At 59.7% G+C, this 19,373-nt stretch carries 12 protein-coding genes and 2 rRNA genes; 5 read left to right on the forward strand and 9 right to left on the reverse strand.

Translation table 11 applies throughout. The features are described from left to right. Positions 1–2 precede the first annotated feature (2 nt). Complete coding sequence (locus CBW50_RS06285; protein ID WP_086144760.1) at positions 3–1,862, reverse strand: ABC transporter ATP-binding protein/permease; 1,860 nt, start codon at positions 1,860–1,862, stop codon at positions 3–5. Positions 1,863–1,923: 61 nt separating this feature from the next. Here CBW50_RS06285 and CBW50_RS06290 point away from each other — a divergent pair, with 61 nt between their 5' ends. Beyond that, a complete protein-coding gene (locus CBW50_RS06290; RefSeq protein WP_086144739.1) occupies positions 1,924–2,364 on the forward strand; it encodes an acyl-CoA thioesterase in 441 nt (146 codons plus the stop codon). A gap of 36 nt (positions 2,365–2,400) precedes the next feature. Next, on the forward strand, positions 2,401–3,993 hold the full coding sequence (locus tag CBW50_RS06295) for an alkaline phosphatase (RefSeq protein WP_086144740.1): 1,593 nt from the start codon (positions 2,401–2,403) through the stop codon (positions 3,991–3,993). Here the strand turns inward: CBW50_RS06295 and CBW50_RS06300 are convergent. Beyond that, complete coding sequence (locus tag CBW50_RS06300; RefSeq protein WP_086144741.1) at positions 3,990–4,856, reverse strand: LytTR family DNA-binding domain-containing protein; 867 nt, start codon at positions 4,854–4,856, stop codon at positions 3,990–3,992. The genes CBW50_RS06295 and CBW50_RS06300 overlap by 4 nt on opposite strands. 156 nt (positions 4,857–5,012) lie before the next feature. Between CBW50_RS06300 and CBW50_RS06305 the strand changes: the two genes are divergently transcribed. Continuing rightward, the gene (locus CBW50_RS06305; protein WP_086144742.1) at positions 5,013–6,185 is read left to right on the forward strand and encodes an acyltransferase family protein; all 1,173 of its coding nucleotides are present in this window, start codon (positions 5,013–5,015) and stop codon (positions 6,183–6,185) included. Here CBW50_RS06305 and CBW50_RS06310 read toward each other — a convergent pair. The 4 genes from CBW50_RS06310 to CBW50_RS06325 form a co-directional block, all read right to left on the reverse strand. Beyond that, the gene (locus CBW50_RS06310) at positions 6,182–7,864 is read right to left on the reverse strand and encodes a long-chain-fatty-acid--CoA ligase (protein ID WP_086144743.1); all 1,683 of its coding nucleotides are present in this window, start codon (positions 7,862–7,864) and stop codon (positions 6,182–6,184) included. The two genes, CBW50_RS06305 and CBW50_RS06310, sit on opposite strands and share 4 nt — an antisense overlap. Positions 7,865–7,918: 54 nt before the next feature. Beyond that, positions 7,919–9,601: a long-chain fatty acid--CoA ligase gene (locus tag CBW50_RS06315; protein WP_086144744.1), complete on the reverse strand. Its 1,683-nt coding sequence runs from the start codon at positions 9,599–9,601 to the stop codon at positions 7,919–7,921. Between the two features lie 276 nt (positions 9,602–9,877). Then, positions 9,878–10,927: an aminopeptidase gene (locus CBW50_RS06320; RefSeq protein WP_086144745.1), complete on the reverse strand. Its 1,050-nt coding sequence runs from the start codon at positions 10,925–10,927 to the stop codon at positions 9,878–9,880. Position 10,928: 1 nt separating this feature from the next. After that, a complete protein-coding gene (locus tag CBW50_RS06325; protein ID WP_086144746.1) occupies positions 10,929–13,004 on the reverse strand; it encodes a molybdopterin-dependent oxidoreductase in 2,076 nt (691 codons plus the stop codon). A 206-nt stretch (positions 13,005–13,210) separates the two neighbouring features. Between CBW50_RS06325 and CBW50_RS06330 the strand changes: the two genes are divergently transcribed. Beyond that, complete coding sequence (locus CBW50_RS06330) at positions 13,211–14,404, forward strand: M20 aminoacylase family protein (RefSeq protein WP_086144747.1); 1,194 nt, start codon at positions 13,211–13,213, stop codon at positions 14,402–14,404. A 1-nt stretch (position 14,405) separates the two neighbouring features. Here the strand turns inward: CBW50_RS06330 and CBW50_RS06335 are convergent, their stop codons facing one another. Continuing rightward, positions 14,406–15,290, reverse strand: a complete 885-nt coding sequence (locus CBW50_RS06335; RefSeq protein ID WP_301178799.1) for an NAD(P)-dependent oxidoreductase — start codon at positions 15,288–15,290, stop codon at positions 14,406–14,408. A gap of 106 nt (positions 15,291–15,396) precedes the next feature. Here CBW50_RS06335 and CBW50_RS06340 point away from each other — a divergent pair, with 106 nt between their 5' ends. Beyond that, entirely contained in the window at positions 15,397–15,969 is a 573-nt protein-coding gene (locus CBW50_RS06340) for an acyloxyacyl hydrolase (RefSeq protein WP_226936392.1), read from the forward strand. Positions 15,970–16,203: 234 nt separating this feature from the next. Here CBW50_RS06340 and rrf read toward each other — a convergent pair. Beyond that, positions 16,204–16,316 (reverse strand): 5S ribosomal RNA (gene rrf, locus CBW50_RS06345). A 164-nt stretch (positions 16,317–16,480) separates the two neighbouring features. Beyond that, positions 16,481–19,356: ribosomal RNA gene (locus CBW50_RS06350) — 23S ribosomal RNA — on the reverse strand. Positions 19,357–19,373 lie beyond the last annotated feature (17 nt).

Consider the following 19,373-nt stretch of genomic DNA (forward strand, 5'->3'; position numbering starts at 1 on the left):
ATTTATTTTGCCGGTGCCAGCACGGCGAATTCGTCGGTTTGGCCTTGCTCTTCGTCATCGTCCTGGTTCGCCTGCTGGCGTTGCCACATCTGCGCATACAAGCCGTCAAGCACCAGCAATTGCGGATGCGTGCCCCGTTCGACGATGCGGCCATGGTCAAGCACGAGGATTTGCTGGGCATCGGCCACCGTCGACAGCCGGTGCGCAATCACCAGGGTGGTGCGGTTCCTGGCAATGTCCTTCAATTGCGCCTGAATCGCCTGCTCGGCCTTCGAATCGAGCGCCGACGTGGCTTCGTCGAAGATCAGGATGGCAGGGTCTTTCAGCAGAGTGCGGGCGATGGCCACGCGCTGCTTTTCGCCGCCCGACAGTTTTAACCCCCGCTCGCCCACCATGGAGTTGTAGCCATCTGGCAAGCTTTCAATAAAGTCATGGATCGACGCCGCCTTGGCCGCCGCCACGATGGCCTCCTTGCTGGCGCCCGGCTTGCCGTAGGCAATGTTGTACTCGATGGTGTCGTTGAACAGCACCGTATCCTGCGGCACGATGCCGATGGCCGCGCGCAGCGAGTCCTGGGTGACGGCGCGCACATCCTGGCCATCGATGGTGATGCCGCCGCCATCGACCTCATAGAAGCGGAACAGCAAACGCGACAGCGTCGACTTGCCCGAGCCGCTGTGCCCCACCACGGCCGTCGTGGTGCCGGCCGGTATCTGGAAATCGACGTCAAACAGGATTTGCCGCTTGGCTTCATAACTGAAATCCACATGCTCGAAACGCACGGCCGCGCCCCGCGTGACGAGCGGTTTTGCCTCGGGCGTGTCGGCGATTTCGCGGTTTTCGTTCAGCAAGGAAAACAATCGCTCCATGTCGGCCAGGCTTTGCTTGATTTCGCGGTAAATGACGCCCAGGAAATTGAGCGGAATATACAGCTGGATCATGAAGGCGTTCACCAGCACCAGGTCGCCCAGGGTCATCGTGCCCGCAATCACGCCCACTGTGGCGCGCCACAGGATCAGGGTGACGGCCGTGGCGATGATCAGCGACTGGCCCGTATTGAGCAAGGACAAGGAAGTCTGCGATTTCACGGCCGCCGATTCGTAGCGCTGCAAGCCTTCGTCATAGCGCTTCGCTTCGTAATCCTCGTTGCCGAAATATTTCACGGTTTCATAGTTGATCAGCGAATCGATGGCCTTGGTATTTGCCTTCGAATCGAGGTCGTTCATGGTGCGGCGGAAATGCGTGCGCCAGTTCGTCACCAGCACGGTAAACGCGATATACGACACCAGCGCCACCGCCGTGATCACGGTGAACCAGATGTCGTAATGCAAGACCAGATAAGCGAGCACGAGGGTGATTTCCACCAGCGTCGGCAAGATATTGAACAGGGTGTAGGAAATGAGCGAGCCGACGCTGCGCGTGCCCCGTTCGATATCGCGCGTCATGCCGCCCGTCTGGCGGTTCAAGTGGAAACGCAGGGACAGCGCATGCAGGTGGCGGAACACTTGCAGGGCGATGGTGCGCACGGCGCGCTGCGTGACGCGGGCGAACAGGAATTCGCGCAATTCCGTAAACAAGGTCGTCGACAGGCGCAGCAAGCCGTAGGCCACCAGCAAGCCCACGGGCAGCACCAGCAACGCTTGCGGGTGCGTCGCCGTGATCGTCATGGCGTCGACGAGTTTTTTCAGGATCAGGGGCACGCCCACGTTGGCCAGCTTGGCGCCGACCAGACATAGCAGCGCCAGCAATACGCGCCATTTGTAGACCCACAGATACGGCAGCAAGGTCCTGATGGTGGCGAAGTCGCTGTGGCTGGCGGAAGCTGGCGAGCGGGGCGGAGGGGGAGTCTGGGAACGGCGCATGGCGAAGGTCGGCTTTTTATGGTTCAATCGCAGCAATTGTAGCCTTTCATGAGAATAAAAGATGAGCACCTCCCCCGCCCGCCCCGACAACTGCCTCGCCTCCGGCCTGCCCGCCGGAAAAATGCCCGAACTGCGCATGATGCCCGCGCCGTCGGACGCCAATGTATACGGCGACGTCTTCGGCGGCTGGATCATGGCGCAAGTCGATATCGCCGGCTCGCTGCCGGCCACGCGGCGCGCCAACGGCCGTGTCGCCACCATTGCCGTCAATTCCTTCGTCTTCAAAAATCCCGTCTTCGTCGGCGATCTGCTGTCCTTTTACGCCGATATCGTCAAGGTCGGCAATACTTCGATCACCGTTAATGTCGAGGTGTATGCCGAGCGCAACCGCCTGCAGGCCTGCATCGTCAAAGTCACGGAAGCAACCCTGATCTACGTGGCGACCGATTCCGACCGCAAGCCGCGCAAGGTGCCGCCGATCGAGACCTTATTGTCGTCTTGATTGTCGCAATAATCCCACGTTTGATTTTCAGACGGCATGGATAGCCAGCGCCGCATCTTCCTGCACAGCGCCGCCCGCATAGTGTCGCTGGCTGCCGCCGGCAGCGTGCTGTCCGGTTCCAGCGCCGGCGCCGCCACGCGCCTGAACGGCACCGGCTATCCGTTTGCGCTCGGCGTCGCCTCCGGATCGCCCTTGCCGGACGCCGTCGTGCTGTGGACGCGCATCTGCTACGATCCGCTGCAGGGCGCCGCCACGCCCGCCATCGCCCTGAATGTGCGCTGGGAAGTGGCCGAAGACGAGGCTTTCCGGCGCATCGCCGCCAAGGGGCAAGCGACGGCCACGCCGGCCCTCGCGCACAGCGTGCACGTCGACGCGGGCGGTCTCGCACCAGGACGCTGGTACTGGTACCGCTTCATGCTGGGCGACGCCGTCAGCCCAGTGGGCCGCACGCGCACGGCGCCCGCGGCCGATGCCATGCCCGCGTCGCTGAAACTGGCCGTGGCCTCGTGCCAGCACTGGGAATTCGGCGCGTATGCGGCGCACCGGCATATCGCCGCGGCCGCGCCCGACCTGGTGGCCTTTCTCGGCGACTACATCTATGAATGGGGTCCATACCAGCTGCAGCACCCGGAGCGGGCCGTGCGCACGCACGAAAGCTTTACCCTGGACGAGTACCGCGCCCGCTACGCACAATACAAGAGCGACCGCAACTTGCAGGGCGCGCATCTGGCCGCGCCATGGATCGTCACCTGGGACGACCATGAAGTGGCCAACGACTACGGCAACGACCGCGACGAGTTGCTCACGCCCACGTTCCTGCAGCGCCGCGCGGCCGCCTACCAGGCGTTTTATGAGCACATGCCGCTGCGCCTGCTGCCGCTGGGGAGAAGCGGCTTTGTCGACATGCGCATCTACCAGCGCTACGACTGGGGCCGCCTGGCACGCTTCCATGTGCTGGACGACCGGCAATACCGTGCCTACCACGCCTGCGCCAGGCCGGGCCGCGGCGGCGCGAATTCCGTCACCACGCGCAACTGCCCCGACTTGCGCAAGCCGGAACGCACCATGCTGGGCGAGGAACAGCAGCGCTGGCTGCAAGCCGGACTCGACAATTCGCCCGCGCGCTGGAATATCCTGGCCCAGCAAACCCTGATGGCGCAGTCGAGCCAGGTGCCCATCCTGCGCCCCGGCGACGAGCGCATCTGGACCGATGGCTGGGATGGCTACCCGATGGCGCGCCAGCGCCTGCTTGACGCCTTGCGCAGCAGCCAGGCCAGCAACCCGCTGGTGCTGTCGGGCGACGTGCATACGTTTTATGCCACGGAACTGAGCCGCAACGCCATGCGTCCCACCGGCAAGGATAATCCCGTGCTGGCCACGGAGTTTTGCGGCACCTCGATCACATCAAGTTCCCGCCCGCAGGCGCGCACCGAACAGTACGTGGCGATGAACCCGCATATCCGCTACGGACGCAGCGACAAGCGCGGCTATATGTTGCTGGAGATCACGCCAGAAAAAAGCACGGCCCTGTTCCAGGGCCTGGAAAATGTGCGCGACAGCGCGTCCGGCATCGCGACACTGGCCAGTTTCACCGTGCAGGACGGCAAGGCGGGCTTGCAGGCAAGCTAGGCTATGCTTTTCAAGGCATCGCGGTAGCGCCGGCTGACGGGCACTTCGCCGCCCGTGGATAGCAGCGCGCGCGCATCGCCCGATTCCAGCGGCACAATAGTTTTCACAAAATCAATATTGGCGATATAGCTGCGGTGTACGCGCAGGAAGCGCTTACTATCGAGGCGACGCTCGATGGCCGCCATGGTCGAGCGCAACGGATAATCGTGCCCGCGCACGTGCAAGTTCACATAGTTGCCCCAGGCCTGTATCCACTCGATATCGGCAGCCGGCAGCAGAAAATCCTTGCCCAGCTTGCGCACCAGAAACCGCTCCGGCTGTTGCACCGGTTCCACGGCCGGCCCCTCATCGGGCTCACCCAGCAGTGTCGCTTCGCCTTGCCAGCGCATCAGCAGCAACTGGTAAAAACCCACCGCCAGCAGGACGAGGAAGTAAGCACGCACATCTTTCAGGTATTCATACGGCAACTCGCGCCACCAATTACCGAAATCGTAAGCGCTGCCGACGCTCCAGTACGCCAGCTTGCGCAAGGCCACCATGGCCGCCACGTGCACCACGCTGTACACGACCGACGCGGCCAGGTGCCAGCGCAGGTTCTGGCGCTGGAACACCAGGTGCAGCGGCCTGTACTGCCCCGCCAGCACGACCACGGGCACCAGCGCCAGCAGCACCAGATTGCTGCTCCATTCCCATACGGCCACTTCCCAAAACGCCGTGCCGACTCCGCTGCGCTGCAGGTCGATCCACGCCAGCCAGCTGTTCACGCTGGCCTGCAACAGGGTCAGCACGATCCAGAATCCCGGCTCGGCCACGCGGCGCCAGCGTTGATAACGTTGCAACAGATCTGTGGAAGCGATGTGCATGGTCTCGGATGGTGAATTAGTTGCATGATTGTAAGGTCCCGCACCCGTCCCAGGCGATCCATTCGTCCCAGCCAGCCGTCCGCTGGTCCCATTTCGCTGGCACGCTGCCCCGTCGCTGCCTATGCTGGGCCTTCCTTCACCACTCGTCCCCCAACCATGACCATAGCCTCCCGCCGTCACGATATCGACGCCCTGCGTTTTCTCGTCTTCAGCCTGCTGATTGCCTATCACACTGCCCTCGTGTACATGGATGGTTGGAACTTTCACATACACAGCAGCTACGCCACCGACGCCTTGAACATGCCGTTGATCTTTCTCAACCGCTGGCGCATGGAAATCGTCTTCCTCATTTCCGGCGTCTCGTGCGCCATGATGACGCAGCACACACGCGGCGCCTTCCTGTGGCGCAGGGTCAAGCGCCTGTTGCTGCCGCTGCTGTTCGGCATGGCCGTCATCATTCCCATCCAGCCCTATTGCGAAGGCGTCAGCAACGGCCTGGTTGAGCCTGGATTTGGGCAATTCCTGCTCCACTACTATGGCGGCTACGCCTGGCCCGCCCGTGCATTTGCCGGCTGGCAATTTGGTTTTACCTGGAACCATCTGTGGTATCTGGTGTACTTGCTGCTGTACACCGTTGTGCTGGTGGCGCTGCAGCCGCTGCTGGCCAGGGCCAGGCCGCTGTTCACGGGGCTGCGCGGCTGGCGCCTCCTGGTCTTGCCCGCACTGCCGACGCTGGCGGCAACGGTCTTCCTGAAACTGCGCTATCCGGAAACCCACGCGCTGGTCAAGGACTGGTACGCGCACGCCATGTATTGCACGCTGTTCGTGTATGGCTGGTGGCTGGGCAATGACAAGGGTTTATGGGGCGAACTGGCGCGGCTGCGCTGGCATGCGCTGTGGCTGGGCCTGGGCGCGTTTGCCGTGTACATGTTTTTTGACCAGATTTCTTCGGAAAACCTGCTGACCTGGGCCTCGTTCGGCTCCTGGCCCATGCGCAACCTGTACATGTGGCTGGCCATCTGCACCATCCTGGGCTGGTCGCATGCGTTATTGAACCGCCCTTTTGCCTGGTTGCCATGGGCGCGTCAGGCCGTGTTTCCCTGGTACATACTGCACCAGAGCGCGATTATCCTGCTGGCTTACTGGCTGGTGCCGCTGAAGCTTGGCCCCGTGCTGGAGCCGCTGCTGGTGCTGGCCGGCACGGTGGCCATCTGCTGGCTGGGCACGTCGCTGCTGATCAGCAAGGTGCACTGGCTGCGCCCCTGCTTTGGCCTGTCCGCCCGGCCACGGCAAGCCGTGGCGGCGGACACGGCCCTATCGGCGCATTAAGCCGCTTTTTTTTCGTCGCGTAATTGACGGCGCAAGATCTTGCCGACGTTGGTTTTCGGCAATTCATCGCGAAACTCGATGTATTTCGGCTTCTTGTATGCCGTCAATTCATGCTTGCAATGCTCGCGGATCTGTTCCACTGTCAGGTTAGGGTCCTTGCGCACGACAAACACTTTCACGGCTTCGCCCGAGTTCGCGTCCGGCACGCCGATGCAGGCACATTCGAGCACGCCCGGGCAGGAAGCGACCACGTCTTCCACCTCGTTCGGATACACATTGAAGCCGGAGACGATGATCATGTCTTTCTTGCGGTCGACAATCTTCACGTAGCCGCGCTCGTCCATGACACCCACGTCGCCCGTCTTGAAGTAGCCGTCGGCCGTCATCGACTTGGCCGTCTCGTCCGGACGCTGCCAATATCCCGCCATCACTTGCGGGCCGCGCACGGCKATTTCGCCCGGCTCGCCCAGCGCCACTTCCACGCCGTCGTCATTCAAAATGGCCACTTCCGTCGACGGGAAAGGCAAGCCGATGGTGCCCGTGAATTCCGTGATATCGACGCGGTTGCCCGTCACCACGGGCGACGTTTCCGACATGCCATAGCCTTCGATCAGCGGGCAGCCCGTCAGTTTCAGCCAGCGTTCGGCCACGTTGCGCTGCAGCGCCATGCCGCCGCCATTGCACACCTTGTAGCTGGAGAAATCGAGCTTGGCAAAGTCGGCATTGTTCAGCAGCGCGTTGTACAAGGTATTGACGGCCGGGAAGACGACGATCTTGTGCTTGCTCAATTCCTTGACGAAACCGGGGATGTCGCGCGGATTCGGGATCAGCACGCACATGCCGCCCAGGCGCATGCCCATCAGGGCGCTGACCGTCAACGAATAGATATGATACAGGGGCAGGGCGCACATGAAGCCCATCGACGTGGCGCGCATTTCCTTGGTCATCACAGGCGCCATCCACGCCTCGTTCTGCAGCACGTTGGCGATCACATTGCGGTGCAACAACATCGCGCCTTTCGACACGCCCGTCGTGCCGCCCGTGTATTGCAGGAAGACGATATCGTCATGGCCCTGCTCTACCGGCTTCAAGGTCAGGCGCGCGCCTTCGGCCAGCATCTTGTTGAAGCTGATGGCGTTCGGCAAGGAAAACGCCGGCACCATTTTCTTGATCTTGCGCACGACGAAGTTGACGATCGTGCCCTTCAAGCCGCCCAGCAAGTCGCCCATGGTGGCGACGATCACGTGCTTGACCTGGGTGTGCGGCAGCACCTGCTCGACCGTGGTGGCAAAGTTTTCCAGCACGATGATCGCTTCGCTGCCCGAATCGATCAGCTGATGCTGCAATTCGCGCGGCGTGTACAGCGGATTGACGTTCACCACCGTATAGCCGGCGCGCAGGATCGCCGCCATCGCCACCGGGTATTGCAGCACGTTGGGCAGCATGATCGCCACGCGCGCGCCCCGTTGCAAGCCCTTGCTTTGCAGCCAGGCGCCCATTTGCAGCGACAGCTTGTCGAGTTCGCGGTAGGTGAGGAATTTATCCATGCACACGAAGGCATTGCGGTCCGCATAGTTCTGGAACGACTCTTCCAGCAAATGCGTGACGGAACGGTATTGCGTGCAATCAATCTCTGCGGGAACGCTGTCCGGGTACGACTTCAACCAAATCTTGTCCATCTCGCCTCATCTTTATCTGTAAAAGGGATGCCCCCCCTGGCGCATCCACATTGTTTATGCTGCTATCTTTTTCTCGTCGCGCAAGGCGCGACGCAAAATCTTGCCGACGTTGGTCTTCGGCAGTTCATCGCGGAATTCGATGTATTTCGGCCGCTTGTAGCCCGTGAACTGCTCCTTGCAATACGCGGCCAGCACTTCCTGGGTCAGGTTGGGGTCCTTGCGTACGACAAAGACTTTCACGGCCTCGCCCGAGTGTTCATCGGGTACGCCCACGCAGGCGCATTCGAGCACGCCCGGATGGGCCGCGATGACGGCCTCGACTTCGTTGGGATAGACGTTGAAACCGGAGACGAGGATCATGTCTTTCTTGCGGTCCACGATCTTCACGTAGCCACGCTCGTCCATGATGCCCACGTCGCCCGATTTGAAATAACCATCTTGTGTCATGACCTTGGCCGTCTCATCGGGACGGTTCCAGTAGCCGCTCATCACTTGCGGGCCGCGGATGGCGATTTCGCCCGTCTGGCCCAGCGGTACTTCCTTGCCGTCATCGTCGAGGATGGCGATGTCGGTCGATGGCACGGGCAAGCCGATGGTGCCGGAAAACGCCGTGCTGTCGGCGCGGTTGCAGGTGGCGACGGGCGACGTTTCCGACAAGCCATAACCTTCGATGATGGACACGCCCGTCACCTGCAGCCACTTGTCGTTGACGGCTTGCTGCACCGCCATGCCGCCGCCATTGGCGATCTTCAAGCCCGAGAAATCGAGTTTGGCGAAATCGGGGTGATTGACCAGCGCGTTATACAACGTATTGACCGCCGGCAACAAATTGAATTTGTATTTGCCCAGTTCCTTGATCAGGCCCGGGATATCGCGCGGATTCGGGATCAGGATATTCAGGGCCCCCACGCGCGTGCCCCACATGGCGCACGCCGTCAGGGCAAAGATATGGTACAGCGGCAAGGCGCAGACGATGATCAGTTGCTCGCGGCTATTCTGGTCGAGCGCCGCGCCCGACCACGCTTCGCTTTGCAGCACGTTGGCGATCACATTGCGGTGGCTCAAGGTCGCGCCTTTCGACACGCCTGTCGTGCCGCCCGTATATTGCAGGAAAGCGGCGTCGTGGATGCTCAGCTCGACGGGCGTGAGCTTCATGCGGCTGCCCAGCGCCAGCGCCTGCTTGAAACGCATGGCGTTCGGCAGGGAATACGCGGGCACCATCTTCTTGACGTTGCGCACGACAAAATTGACGATCATGCCCTTCAAGCCACCGAGCATCTCGCCCATGCTGGCGACGACGATGTGCTTGACGGCCGTCTTGCTCAATACTTGCTCGACCGTATGGGCAAAATTTTCCAGCACGATGATGGCTTCGCTGCCCGAATCGTTGAGCTGGTGCTCAAGTTCGCGCGGCGTGTACAGCGGGTTGACGTTGACCACCGTATAGCCGGCGCGCAGCACGGCGGCAATGGCCACCGGATACTGCAGCACGTTCGGCATCATCAGGGCGACTCTGGCCCCCTTCTTCAGCCCACGGCTTTGCAGAAAGGCCCCCAGCTGGCGCGAATAGGTATCGAGTTCGGCGTAGGTGAGAAATTTGTCCATGCAGACATAGGCATTGCGGTCCGCATATTTTTGAAACGCTTCTTCCAGCAAATGCACCAGCGAACGATATTGATCAGGATCGATGTCGGCGGGGACGCCGGGAGGGTACGACTTCAGCCAAATTTTTTCCATCCTGTGCCTCTTGTCTCGAATCATCGTGGGGGAGCCGGCGCACCTTGCCGGCGCGGATCATTGCTGCGGATTCTGTTGTCCGGCAGTCAGTTTGAGCATTCTGACGAGCAATTGCTCTATGCTACTAATGCGATGCTATCGGGCGCCGCGCTTCCATGCAAGCGCTTTCAACAGTATTCGAGCGGCAACTCTAGGGGCATTTTATGCTGCAATGCAGCATGGCAAATACACTGTTGCAGGATCACTCGCCCTGACGTGCGGGACAAACTTTACGGGTCAGGGGCTGGACAATTGTTCCAGCGCCTGCCTGCGCTCAGGCTTCTTGATCTGGGCCATTGTGTGCACTGCAGCATAAAAAGCACGAAAGTTCTTTTTTTCTTCCAGCAATTTTTTGAAGGCAGGCAAAAATTCATTGTAGGTGGAGATGGAAGCCAGGTGCGCATTGCTCAAGGGCTGCTCGAACCAGCGGTCGTAACCGGCAAAACCACCCCAGTGTTGCTTGAGCAACTGATAGGCGTCTTGCAACGCCGCGAATATCTGCGCCTTGCGCGCGCGCTTGTCCGTGTCGCTGGCCTCGCTTGCATACACGGCTTCCAGTTCCCCCCGATACTTCAGCAGCAGGGCCAGAAAATCCTGGCGCCGCGCCGTGTACTGGGCGTAGGCCATGCGCATGGCATCATTGCCCTCATGCGCCAGCCAGCGCTGCACGCCCGCCTCTTCCACGGCGCTGGCAAACGATTCGTTGAAAGCGGAATCGCCGGGCACGTACACCACCTGGTGCGCCAGTTCATGGAAAATCAGACGCGCCAGTTCCGCATCGTTGTAGTTGATAAAGGTCGACAGCAGGGGATCGTCAAACCAGCCCAGCGTGGAATACGCAGGCACGCCGCCCACCTGCACGTCGTAATGCTGGGCGCGCAACTCGTCGGCATACGCGAGCGCCTCATCCTTGCTGTAATAGCCGCGGTAATTGACGCAGCCGGCGATGGGGAAACACCATTGCAGCGGCTGCAGCGACAGTTCCGGCGTGGCCACCACATTCCACAGCACAAAGGGGCGCCGCAAGGCCGCGTAATTCTTGTAGCTGCCATTGTCGGGCAAGTCCAGTTCGCTGACGGCAAAGCGGCGGATCTGCTGCGCCTTGGCCAGGCGCACTTTCAGGCGCGGTTCGGTGGCCGGGTCATCGAGCCAGGCATCGACGGGGCGCGCGCCGGACCACAGTGCATATTGCCCCTGCGCCGCCTGGGCATAATAGCGCAGCTGCGTGCAGCCGCCCAGCGACAGGCACAGCACGCCGACAAGCAGCCGGGCCGGCCAGTGCACCATGTCAGGCAACCTTTTCCACTTCGACCAGCGTGTCATAAAAGGTGGGCGCGCGGCCCATGTCCGTCAGGCGCTGGCTGGTGACTTCATTGGCGTTCTTGCCATCGCTGGCGAGCTTTTTCCACCACACGGACAAGCCCACCACCAGGCCTCTTCTCGCCTTGTCCGTGACCCTGGCCTTGGCGACAAAACTGCCGCGGTCATTGAAGATGCGCACCATGTCGCCCGCCGCGATGCCGCGTGCGGCGCTGTCGTCAGGGTGGATGTCCAGGTGCGGCTCGCCCTCGGCTGCGCGCAGGCTCTTCACGTTCACAAAGGTGGAATTGAGAAAATTGCGTGCCGGCGGGGAAATCATGGCCAGCGGGAAGCGCGCCGCCAGCGCGGGATTGCTGGCCAGCGATTCGTGCGGCGCAATATAGGTCGGCAAGGGATCGAGTCCCGCCTGCGCCATGGCCTCCGAATACAGCTCGCACTTTCCCGATGGCGTGGGGAAACCACCTTCGGCAAAGGGTGCCTCGGGCATGGCCAGCTTTTGCCAGCCCCTGCGTTTCAGCGATTCCCAGTCGAAATGCACGGCGCGCGCATCTGTGTTGTCGAACGCCCTGGCCGCCAGCGCATCGTCGCTTTCCTGGAAGCAAGGGTCATCAAAGCCCATGTATCGGGCCAGCAGGCGGAAGATTTCCGTGTTCGCCTTCGCTTCGCCCAGCGGCGCCACGGCCGCGTTGTTCGCCATCATGTACAGATGGCCATAGGTGGAATGGGCGTCGACGTGTTCCAGCTGCGTGGTGGCGGGCAGCACGATGTCGGCGTAATCGACAGTATCGGTCTGGAAGTGTTCGAGCACGACCGTAAACAGGTCTTCGCGGGCAAAACCCTGTGCCACTTTCGCGGAATCGGGCGCCACCGCCAGCGGATTCGAGTTGTAGACGATGACGGCCTCGACTTGCGGGCCGAACTCGGGCGAGCTTTCTTTCAATAAATCGTCGCCGATGGTACTCATGTTGATCGTGCGCGGCGTGCCTTTGAGCAAATCTGGACGCTGCAGGGCCTTGCGGTTGACGGGGAAGGAACCCGAGCTCGACAGCTGCATGCCGCCGGCCGGATGGCGCCACGCGCCCGTCAGGGCCGGCAGGCAGGCGATATTGCGCACGGCCATGCCGCCGCCATGCACGCGCTGCACGCCGTAGTTGGTACGGATGGCGGCGCCCTCGCCAGAACGGCAGGCCTGGCCGTACAGGCGCGCCAGTTCCACCACTTCCGTGGCCGTGATGCCGCACACTTCGGCCACGCGCTCGGGCGGCCATTCCAGGGCCCGCTGCTTCAAGGCCTCGTAACCAATAGTGTAGCGCTCGATGTAATCGTGATCGAGCATATCTTCCACAATCAAGACATGCATCAAACCCAGCGCCAGGGCGGCGTCGGTGCCCGGCAGCAAGGCGATATGCTGGTGGCATTTTTCGGCCGTCAGCGAACGGTACGGGTCGATGGCGATCAGCGTGGCGCCATGACGCTTGGCTTCCTGCGCGCGCATCCAGAAGTGCAGGTTCGAGGCGATCGGGTTGCCGCCCCAGATGATGATCAATTTGGCGTTCTGGAACTGCTCCAGGTCCGTGCCGATGCTGGCGCCCACCGTGTAGCGGTAGCCCGTGGCGCCGGCCGACGCGCAAATGGTGCGGTCCAGCAAGGAAGCACCGAGCTGGTTGAAAAAGCGCGACGACATCGATTCGCCCTGCACTAGGCCCATGGTGCCGCAGTAGCTGTACGGCAAGATCGCCTGCGGATCGCGCGCGGCGATCGGTTTCAGGCGGGCCGCGATGGTCGTCAGTGCCTCCTCCCAGCTGATGGGCTCGAACTTGCCTTCGCCTTTCCTGCCCACGCGGCGCAGCGGCGTCAGCAAGCGGTCCGCATGGTAGGTGCGCTCCGTGAAGCGCGACACCTTGGTGCACAGCACGCCAGCCGTGGTCGGGTGCTCGGGATCGCCCTTGACGGCGGTGGCCACGCCATCGGTCACCGTGACCAGGAGGGCACAGGTATCTGGGCAATCGAGCGGGCAGGCGGCGCGCACTTGGGTGGTGGTCATGGTGCAATCCAAAAACGTTGGCGGAAGGCGATACTGTAAACCATTCCGCGCGCTTGCTGTTGGCGCCATGGCAAGCTGGTCCGTGCGCTGGATTTACCCGGCAAACAAGGGCTACAATGCATTGTTAGCCGCGCCTGTTTTTGATCAAACAGACGCGGTCCGGCGCGCCATACATTGCTGCGTGCCAGCATCCACAGGAGAGTCCCATGAAACTAGTTGATCCGATCTTGGCGTTTCAATCCGAGCTGCAAGGTATCCGCCGCGACCTGCATGCGCACCCCGAGCTGTGCTACGAAGAACAGCGCACCTCGGACGTCGTCGCCGCCAAACTGACGGAATGGGGCATTCCCGTGGTACGCGGCCTGGGCCGCACTGGCGTGGTCGGCATCATCCAGCATGGCAGCTCCAAGCGTGCCATCGGCCTGCGCGCCGACATGGATGCCTTGCCGATGCAGGAAATGAATACCTTTGAGCATGCCTCGCGCCACCCGGGCAAGATGCACGCCTGCGGCCACGACGGCCACACGGCCATGCTGCTCGGCGCGGCCCATTATCTGGCGCAACACCGCAACTTCGATGGCACGGTCTACCTGGTCTTCCAGCCGGCCGAGGAAGGCGGCGCCGGCGCGCGCGAAATGATAGCAGACGGCTTGTTTACCCGCTTCCCCATGGACGCCATCTACGGCATGCACAACTGGCCAGGCGCGGAAACGGGCACGCTGAGCGTGGTGGAAGGGCCGATGATGGCGTCGAGCAATGAATTCCACGTCACCGTCAAGGGCAAGGGCGCCCACGCGGCCCAGCCCCACAAGGGCATCGACCCCGTGATGGTGGCCGTGCAGATCGCGCAAAGCTGGCAAACCGTCATCACGCGCAACAAGAGCCCGCTCGATACGGCCGTGCTGTCGATCACGCAAATCCATGCGGGCAGTGCCACCAACGTGATTCCCGATGACGCCAGCCTGGTCGGCACCGTGCGCACCTTCACCACGCCCGTGCTGGACCTGATCGAAGAGCGCATGCGCGACATCGCCGTGCACACGGCGGCCGCTTTTGGCGCGGAAGTCGAGTTCCACTTCAAGCGCAACTATCCGCCGCTGGTCAACCATGCGAAAGAAACGGCGTTTGCCGTCGACGTGATGAAAAGCGTGGTGGGGGCCGAGAAGGTCAACGCGAATGTCGAACCGACCATGGGCGCGGAAGATTTCGCGTTTTTCCTGCAGGAAAAAGCCGGCTGCTACATCTTCATCGGCAATGGCGATGGCGAGCACCGCGATGGCGGCCACGGCCTGGGGCCGTGCGTCTTGCACAATGGCAGTTACGACTTCAACGACCAATTACTGCCGATCGGCGCCAGTTTCTGGGTCAGACTGGCCGAAGCGAGCCTGCCCATCGCTTGAATCAGCTCAGTTTATCCGGGGCAATGCCCAGGCGCTGGCCCGGATTCAACGCTTCCAGGGCCAGTAAGGCCGCCGCATGGTCGGCCGTCGGGTACGTTTCGGCAAGAGTTTCATAGCGCTGCGTCACCAGTTGCGTCACCGGCAAGGTGACGTGCGCCGCTTCCGCCGCCGCCAGGATATTGTGCATATCCTTGATCTGACTCTTCACCTGCCCACCGGCAACAAAATTGCGTTCCAGCATGCGCTGGCCATGCACGTCCAAAATCTTGCTCTCAGCAAAACCGCCGCGGATGGCCGCCCGCACGGCAGCCGCATCGGCGCCGGCCGCCTGGGCCAGCAACAGCGCTTCCGCCACGATATTCAGGGTGGCGCCCACGATCAGCTGGTTGCACAGCTTGGCCACTTGGCCGCTGCCGGGCGGCCCGACCAGTGTCGGCCGCCCCATGGCCGCCAGGATAGTTTCCACGCGCGCGTAATCGCTGCTACTGGCGCCGGCCATGATGGCCAGCGTACTCGCCTGCGCGCCGCCAACCCCGCCCGACACGGGCGCGTCGATGAAGCCATGGCCGGCGGCGTGCAAAGTGGCATGAAATTGCTGGGCTTCCGATTGCTTGGTGGAACTCATGTCGATCCACAGCGCCCCAGCGCGCAAGGCCGGCAGCGCTTCCTGCAGCAGTTGCGCCACGATGGGACCGGCTTCCAGCATCGAAATGACCACGTCCGCGCCGCTGACCGCCTCAGCGATGGAAACAGCCGGCTGCGCCCCTGCCGCGCGCAGGACTTGGGCCTTGCTGTGCGTGCGATTCCAAATTGTGACAGAATATCCAGCGCGTAGCAGGCACCGGACCATCGGATCCCCCATCAGACCGATACCGAGAAATGCGATTTTTGTAGAGAATGTCAATTGAACCCCTGATATCAACAAGTGGCGAGAGCGGCATGCAAAACAAGGTGCCTGTGCAAACAAGACAAGCCTATCGGCCAATTTTACGATGAAAGCCTCTATGTTCTTCAAGAAGAATCTCCTCAAGTCCATCGCCGCCCTAGCCGCGCTGATGGCAGCCAACGCCGGCTTTGCTGCCGACGGCAAACTGATCGACTCCGTCTACGGCGAATATGCCAAGGGTGTCAAGGTGCAGATGCTGCGCGCCGGCGTGACGTCGAACTGGGATAAAGCCTGGTTTGTATCGAATGGCACGCAGCTCAGTGGTTACTGGGATGCGAGCATCGGCGGCTGGGATGGCAAGAGCTATCGCAACGTCCCTGGCCAGCATCAAAAACTGTGGGATCTGGGCTTTACTCCCGTCTTCCGCTTTGAAAACACGAATAAGCTGGGCTTCTATGCGGAAGGCGGTATTGGCGTACACATGCTGTCCAAGCTGTACGACAACGACGATAACCGCCTGTCGACCCACTTCCAGTTCGGCGACCATATCGGTGTCGGCTATGTGTTCAATAACAAATGGGAAGTCGCTGCGAAAATCCAGCATTTCTCGAACGGCGGCTACAAGAAACCGAATAGCGGCGTCAATTACATGAACGTCAAAGTCGCTTATCACTTTTAATGGGTTTGATAAATGATAAAGGCAGCGCGCAGCGCTGCCTTTTTTTCGTCCGTGCGCCGTGCAAGCGCGGCAATCTGTGGACGTAAAAAAACCCCCACCGGATCACCGATGGGGGTTTTTTCGAATAACAAGCCTGACGATAACCTACTTTCACACTGGTTGCAGCACTATCATCGGCGCAAAGTTGTTTCACGGTCCTGTTCGGGATGGGAAGGGGTGGGACCAGAATAACAAGCCTGACGATAACCTACTTTCACACTGGTTGCAGCACTATCATCGGCGCAAAGTTGTTTCACGGTCCTGTTCGGGATGGGAAGGGGTGGGACCAACTTGCTATGGTCATCAGGCATAACTTGTACYGRCGCTTGTTCTCTATYGAGCAACAAGGCCATGAATCTGGAAGAAGCGGATTATKTAYTGAGATATTAGTGTTACAACACTAAGGGGTAATGATTGCGATCAACATTCACGCAACATGTACTTTCTYATCCTCTGTACCTGCTAAGGTTATAGGGACAAGCCGTACGGGCAATTAGTACTGGTTAGCTTAATGCATTACTGCACTTCCACACCCAGCCTATCAACGTCCTGGTCTCGAACGACCCTTCAAAGAGCTCAAGGCTCTGGGAAATCTCATCTCAAGGCAAGTTTCCCGCTTAGATGCTTTCAGCGGTTATCTCTTCCGAACTTAGCTACCCGGCAATGCCACTGGCGTGACAACCGGTACACCAGAGGTTCGTCCACTCCGGTCCTCTCGTACTAGGAGCAGCCCCCTTCAAATTTCCAACGCCCACGGCAGATAGGGACCAAACTGTCTCACGACGTTTTAAACCCAGCTCACGTACCACTTTAAATGGCGAACAGCCATACCCTTGGGACCGGCTACAGCCCCAGGATGTGATGAGCCGACATCGAGGTGCCAAACTCCCCCGTCGATATGAACTCTTGGGAGGAATCAGCCTGTTATCCCCAGAGTACCTTTTATCCGTTGAGCGATGGCCCTTCCATACAGAACCACCGGATCACTATGTCCTACTTTCGTACCTGCTCGACTTGTCAGTCTCGCAGTTAAGCACGCTTATGCCATTGCACTATCAACACGATGTCCGACCGTATCTAGCGTACCTTCGAACTCCTCCGTTACACTTTAGGAGGAGACCGCCCCAGTCAAACTGCCTACCATGCACTGTCCCCGATCCGGATAACGGACCAAGGTTAGAACCTCAAACAAACCAGGGTGGTATTTCAAGGTTGGCTCCACGAGAACTAGCGTCCCCGCTTCAAAGCCTCCCACCTATCCTACACAGATTGGTTCAAAGTCCAATGCAAAGCTACAGTAAAGGTTCATGGGGTCTTTCCGTCTAGCCGCGGGTAGATTGCATCATCACAAACATTTCAACTTCGCTGAGTCTCGGGAGGAGACAGTGTGGCCATCGTTACGCCATTCGTGCAGGTCGGAACTTACCCGACAAGGAATTTCGCTACCTTAGGACCGTTATAGTTACGGCCGCCGTTTACTGGGACTTCAATCAAGAGCTTGCACCCCATCATTTAATCTTCCAGCACCGGGCAGGCGTCACACCCTATACGTCCACTTTCGTGTTTGCAGAGTGCTGTGTTTTTATTAAACAGTCGCAGCCACCAGTTTATTGCAACCCTTTCACCCTTCCACAGTAAAGTGGTCAAGCTACCGGGGCGTACCTTTTCCCGAAGTTACGGTACCAATTTGCCGAGTTCCTTCTCCCGAGTTCTCTCAAGCGCCTTAGAATACTCATCTCGCCCACCTGTGTCGGTTTGCGGTACGGTCTCGTATGACTGAAGCTTAGAGGCTTTTCTTGGAACCACTTCCGATTGCTTCGTGAAYAARTTCACTCGTCCCATCCCCTTGAATTCCGCGCCCGGATTTGCCTAAGCGCCTTCTATGAGACAGAAACTGACTATTCCAACAGTCAGACAACCTTCCGCGATCCGTCCCCCCATCGCATCATACGACGGTGCAGGAATATTAACCTGCTTCCCATCAGCTACGCATCTCTGCCTCGCCTTAGGGGCCGACTCACCCTGCTCCGATGAACGTTGAACAGGAAACCTTGGGCTTACGGCGTGGAGGCTTTTCACCCCCATTATCGCTACTCATGTCAGCATTCGCACTTCTGATACCTCCAGCATCCTTTACAAGACACCTTCGCAGGCTTACAGAACGCTCTCCTACCATATCYAWTRMWRGATATCCGCAGCTTCGGTGACTGGCTTAGCCCCGTTACATCTTCCGCGCAGGACGACTCGATCAGTGAGCTATTACGCTTTCTTTAAATGATGGCTGCTTCTAAGCCAACATCCTGACTGTTTTAGCCTTCCCACTTCGTTTTCCACTTAGCCAATCTTTGGGACCTTAGCTGGCGGTCTGGGTTGTTTCCCTCTTGACGCCGGACGTTAGCACCCGACGTCTGTCTCCCAAGCTCGCACTCATCGGTATTCGGAGTTTGCAATGGTTTGGTAAGTCGCAATGACCCCCTAGCCATAACAGTGCTCTACCCCCGATGGTGATACTTGAGGCACTACCTAAATAGTTTTCGGAGAGAACCAGCTATTTCCAAGTTTGTTTAGCCTTTCACCCCTACCCACAGCTCATCCCCTAATTTTTCAACATTAGTGGGTTCGGACCTCCAGGGCGTGTTACCGCACCTTCATCCTGGCCATGAGTAGATCACTTGGTTTCGGGTCTACACCCAGCGACTGATCGCCCTATTCGGACTCGATTTCTCTACGGCTTCCCTATYYGGTTAACCTTGCCACTGAATGTAAGTCGCTGACCCATTATACAAAAGGTACGCAGTCACGGAACAAGTCCGCTCCTACTGTTTGTATGCACACGGTTTCAGGATCTATTTCACTCCCCTTCCGGGGTTCTTTTCGCCTTTCCCTCACGGTACTGGTTCACTATCGGTCGATTACGAGTATTTAGCCTTGGAGGATGGTCCCCCCATATTCAGACAGGATGTCACGTGTCCCGCCCTACTTGTCGTACGCTTAGTACCACCGGTCCGATTTCACATACGGGGCTATCACCCRCTATGGCTCCTATTTCCAGAGGATTCTGTTATCGGTCCGACTATCACGTACAGGCTCYTCCCATTTCGCTCGCCGCTACTTTGGGAATCTCGGTTGATTTCTTTTCCTGCAGCTACTTAGATGTTTCAGTTCGCCGCGTTCGCCTTGCATACCTATGTATTCAGTATGCAATACCCTAAAAGGGTGGGTTGCCCCATTCGGAAATCTGCGGATCAAAGTGTGTTTGCTCACTCCCCGCAGCTTATCGCAAGCTACTACGTCCTTCATCGCCTGTAATCGCCAAGGCATCCACCATGTGCACTTATTCGCTTGTCCCTATAACGTTAGCCTCT

Origin of the sequence: Janthinobacterium sp. GW458P, from assembly GCF_002127585.1 — a bacterium.
Taxonomy (GTDB): Bacteria; Pseudomonadota; Gammaproteobacteria; order Burkholderiales; family Burkholderiaceae_D; genus Janthinobacterium.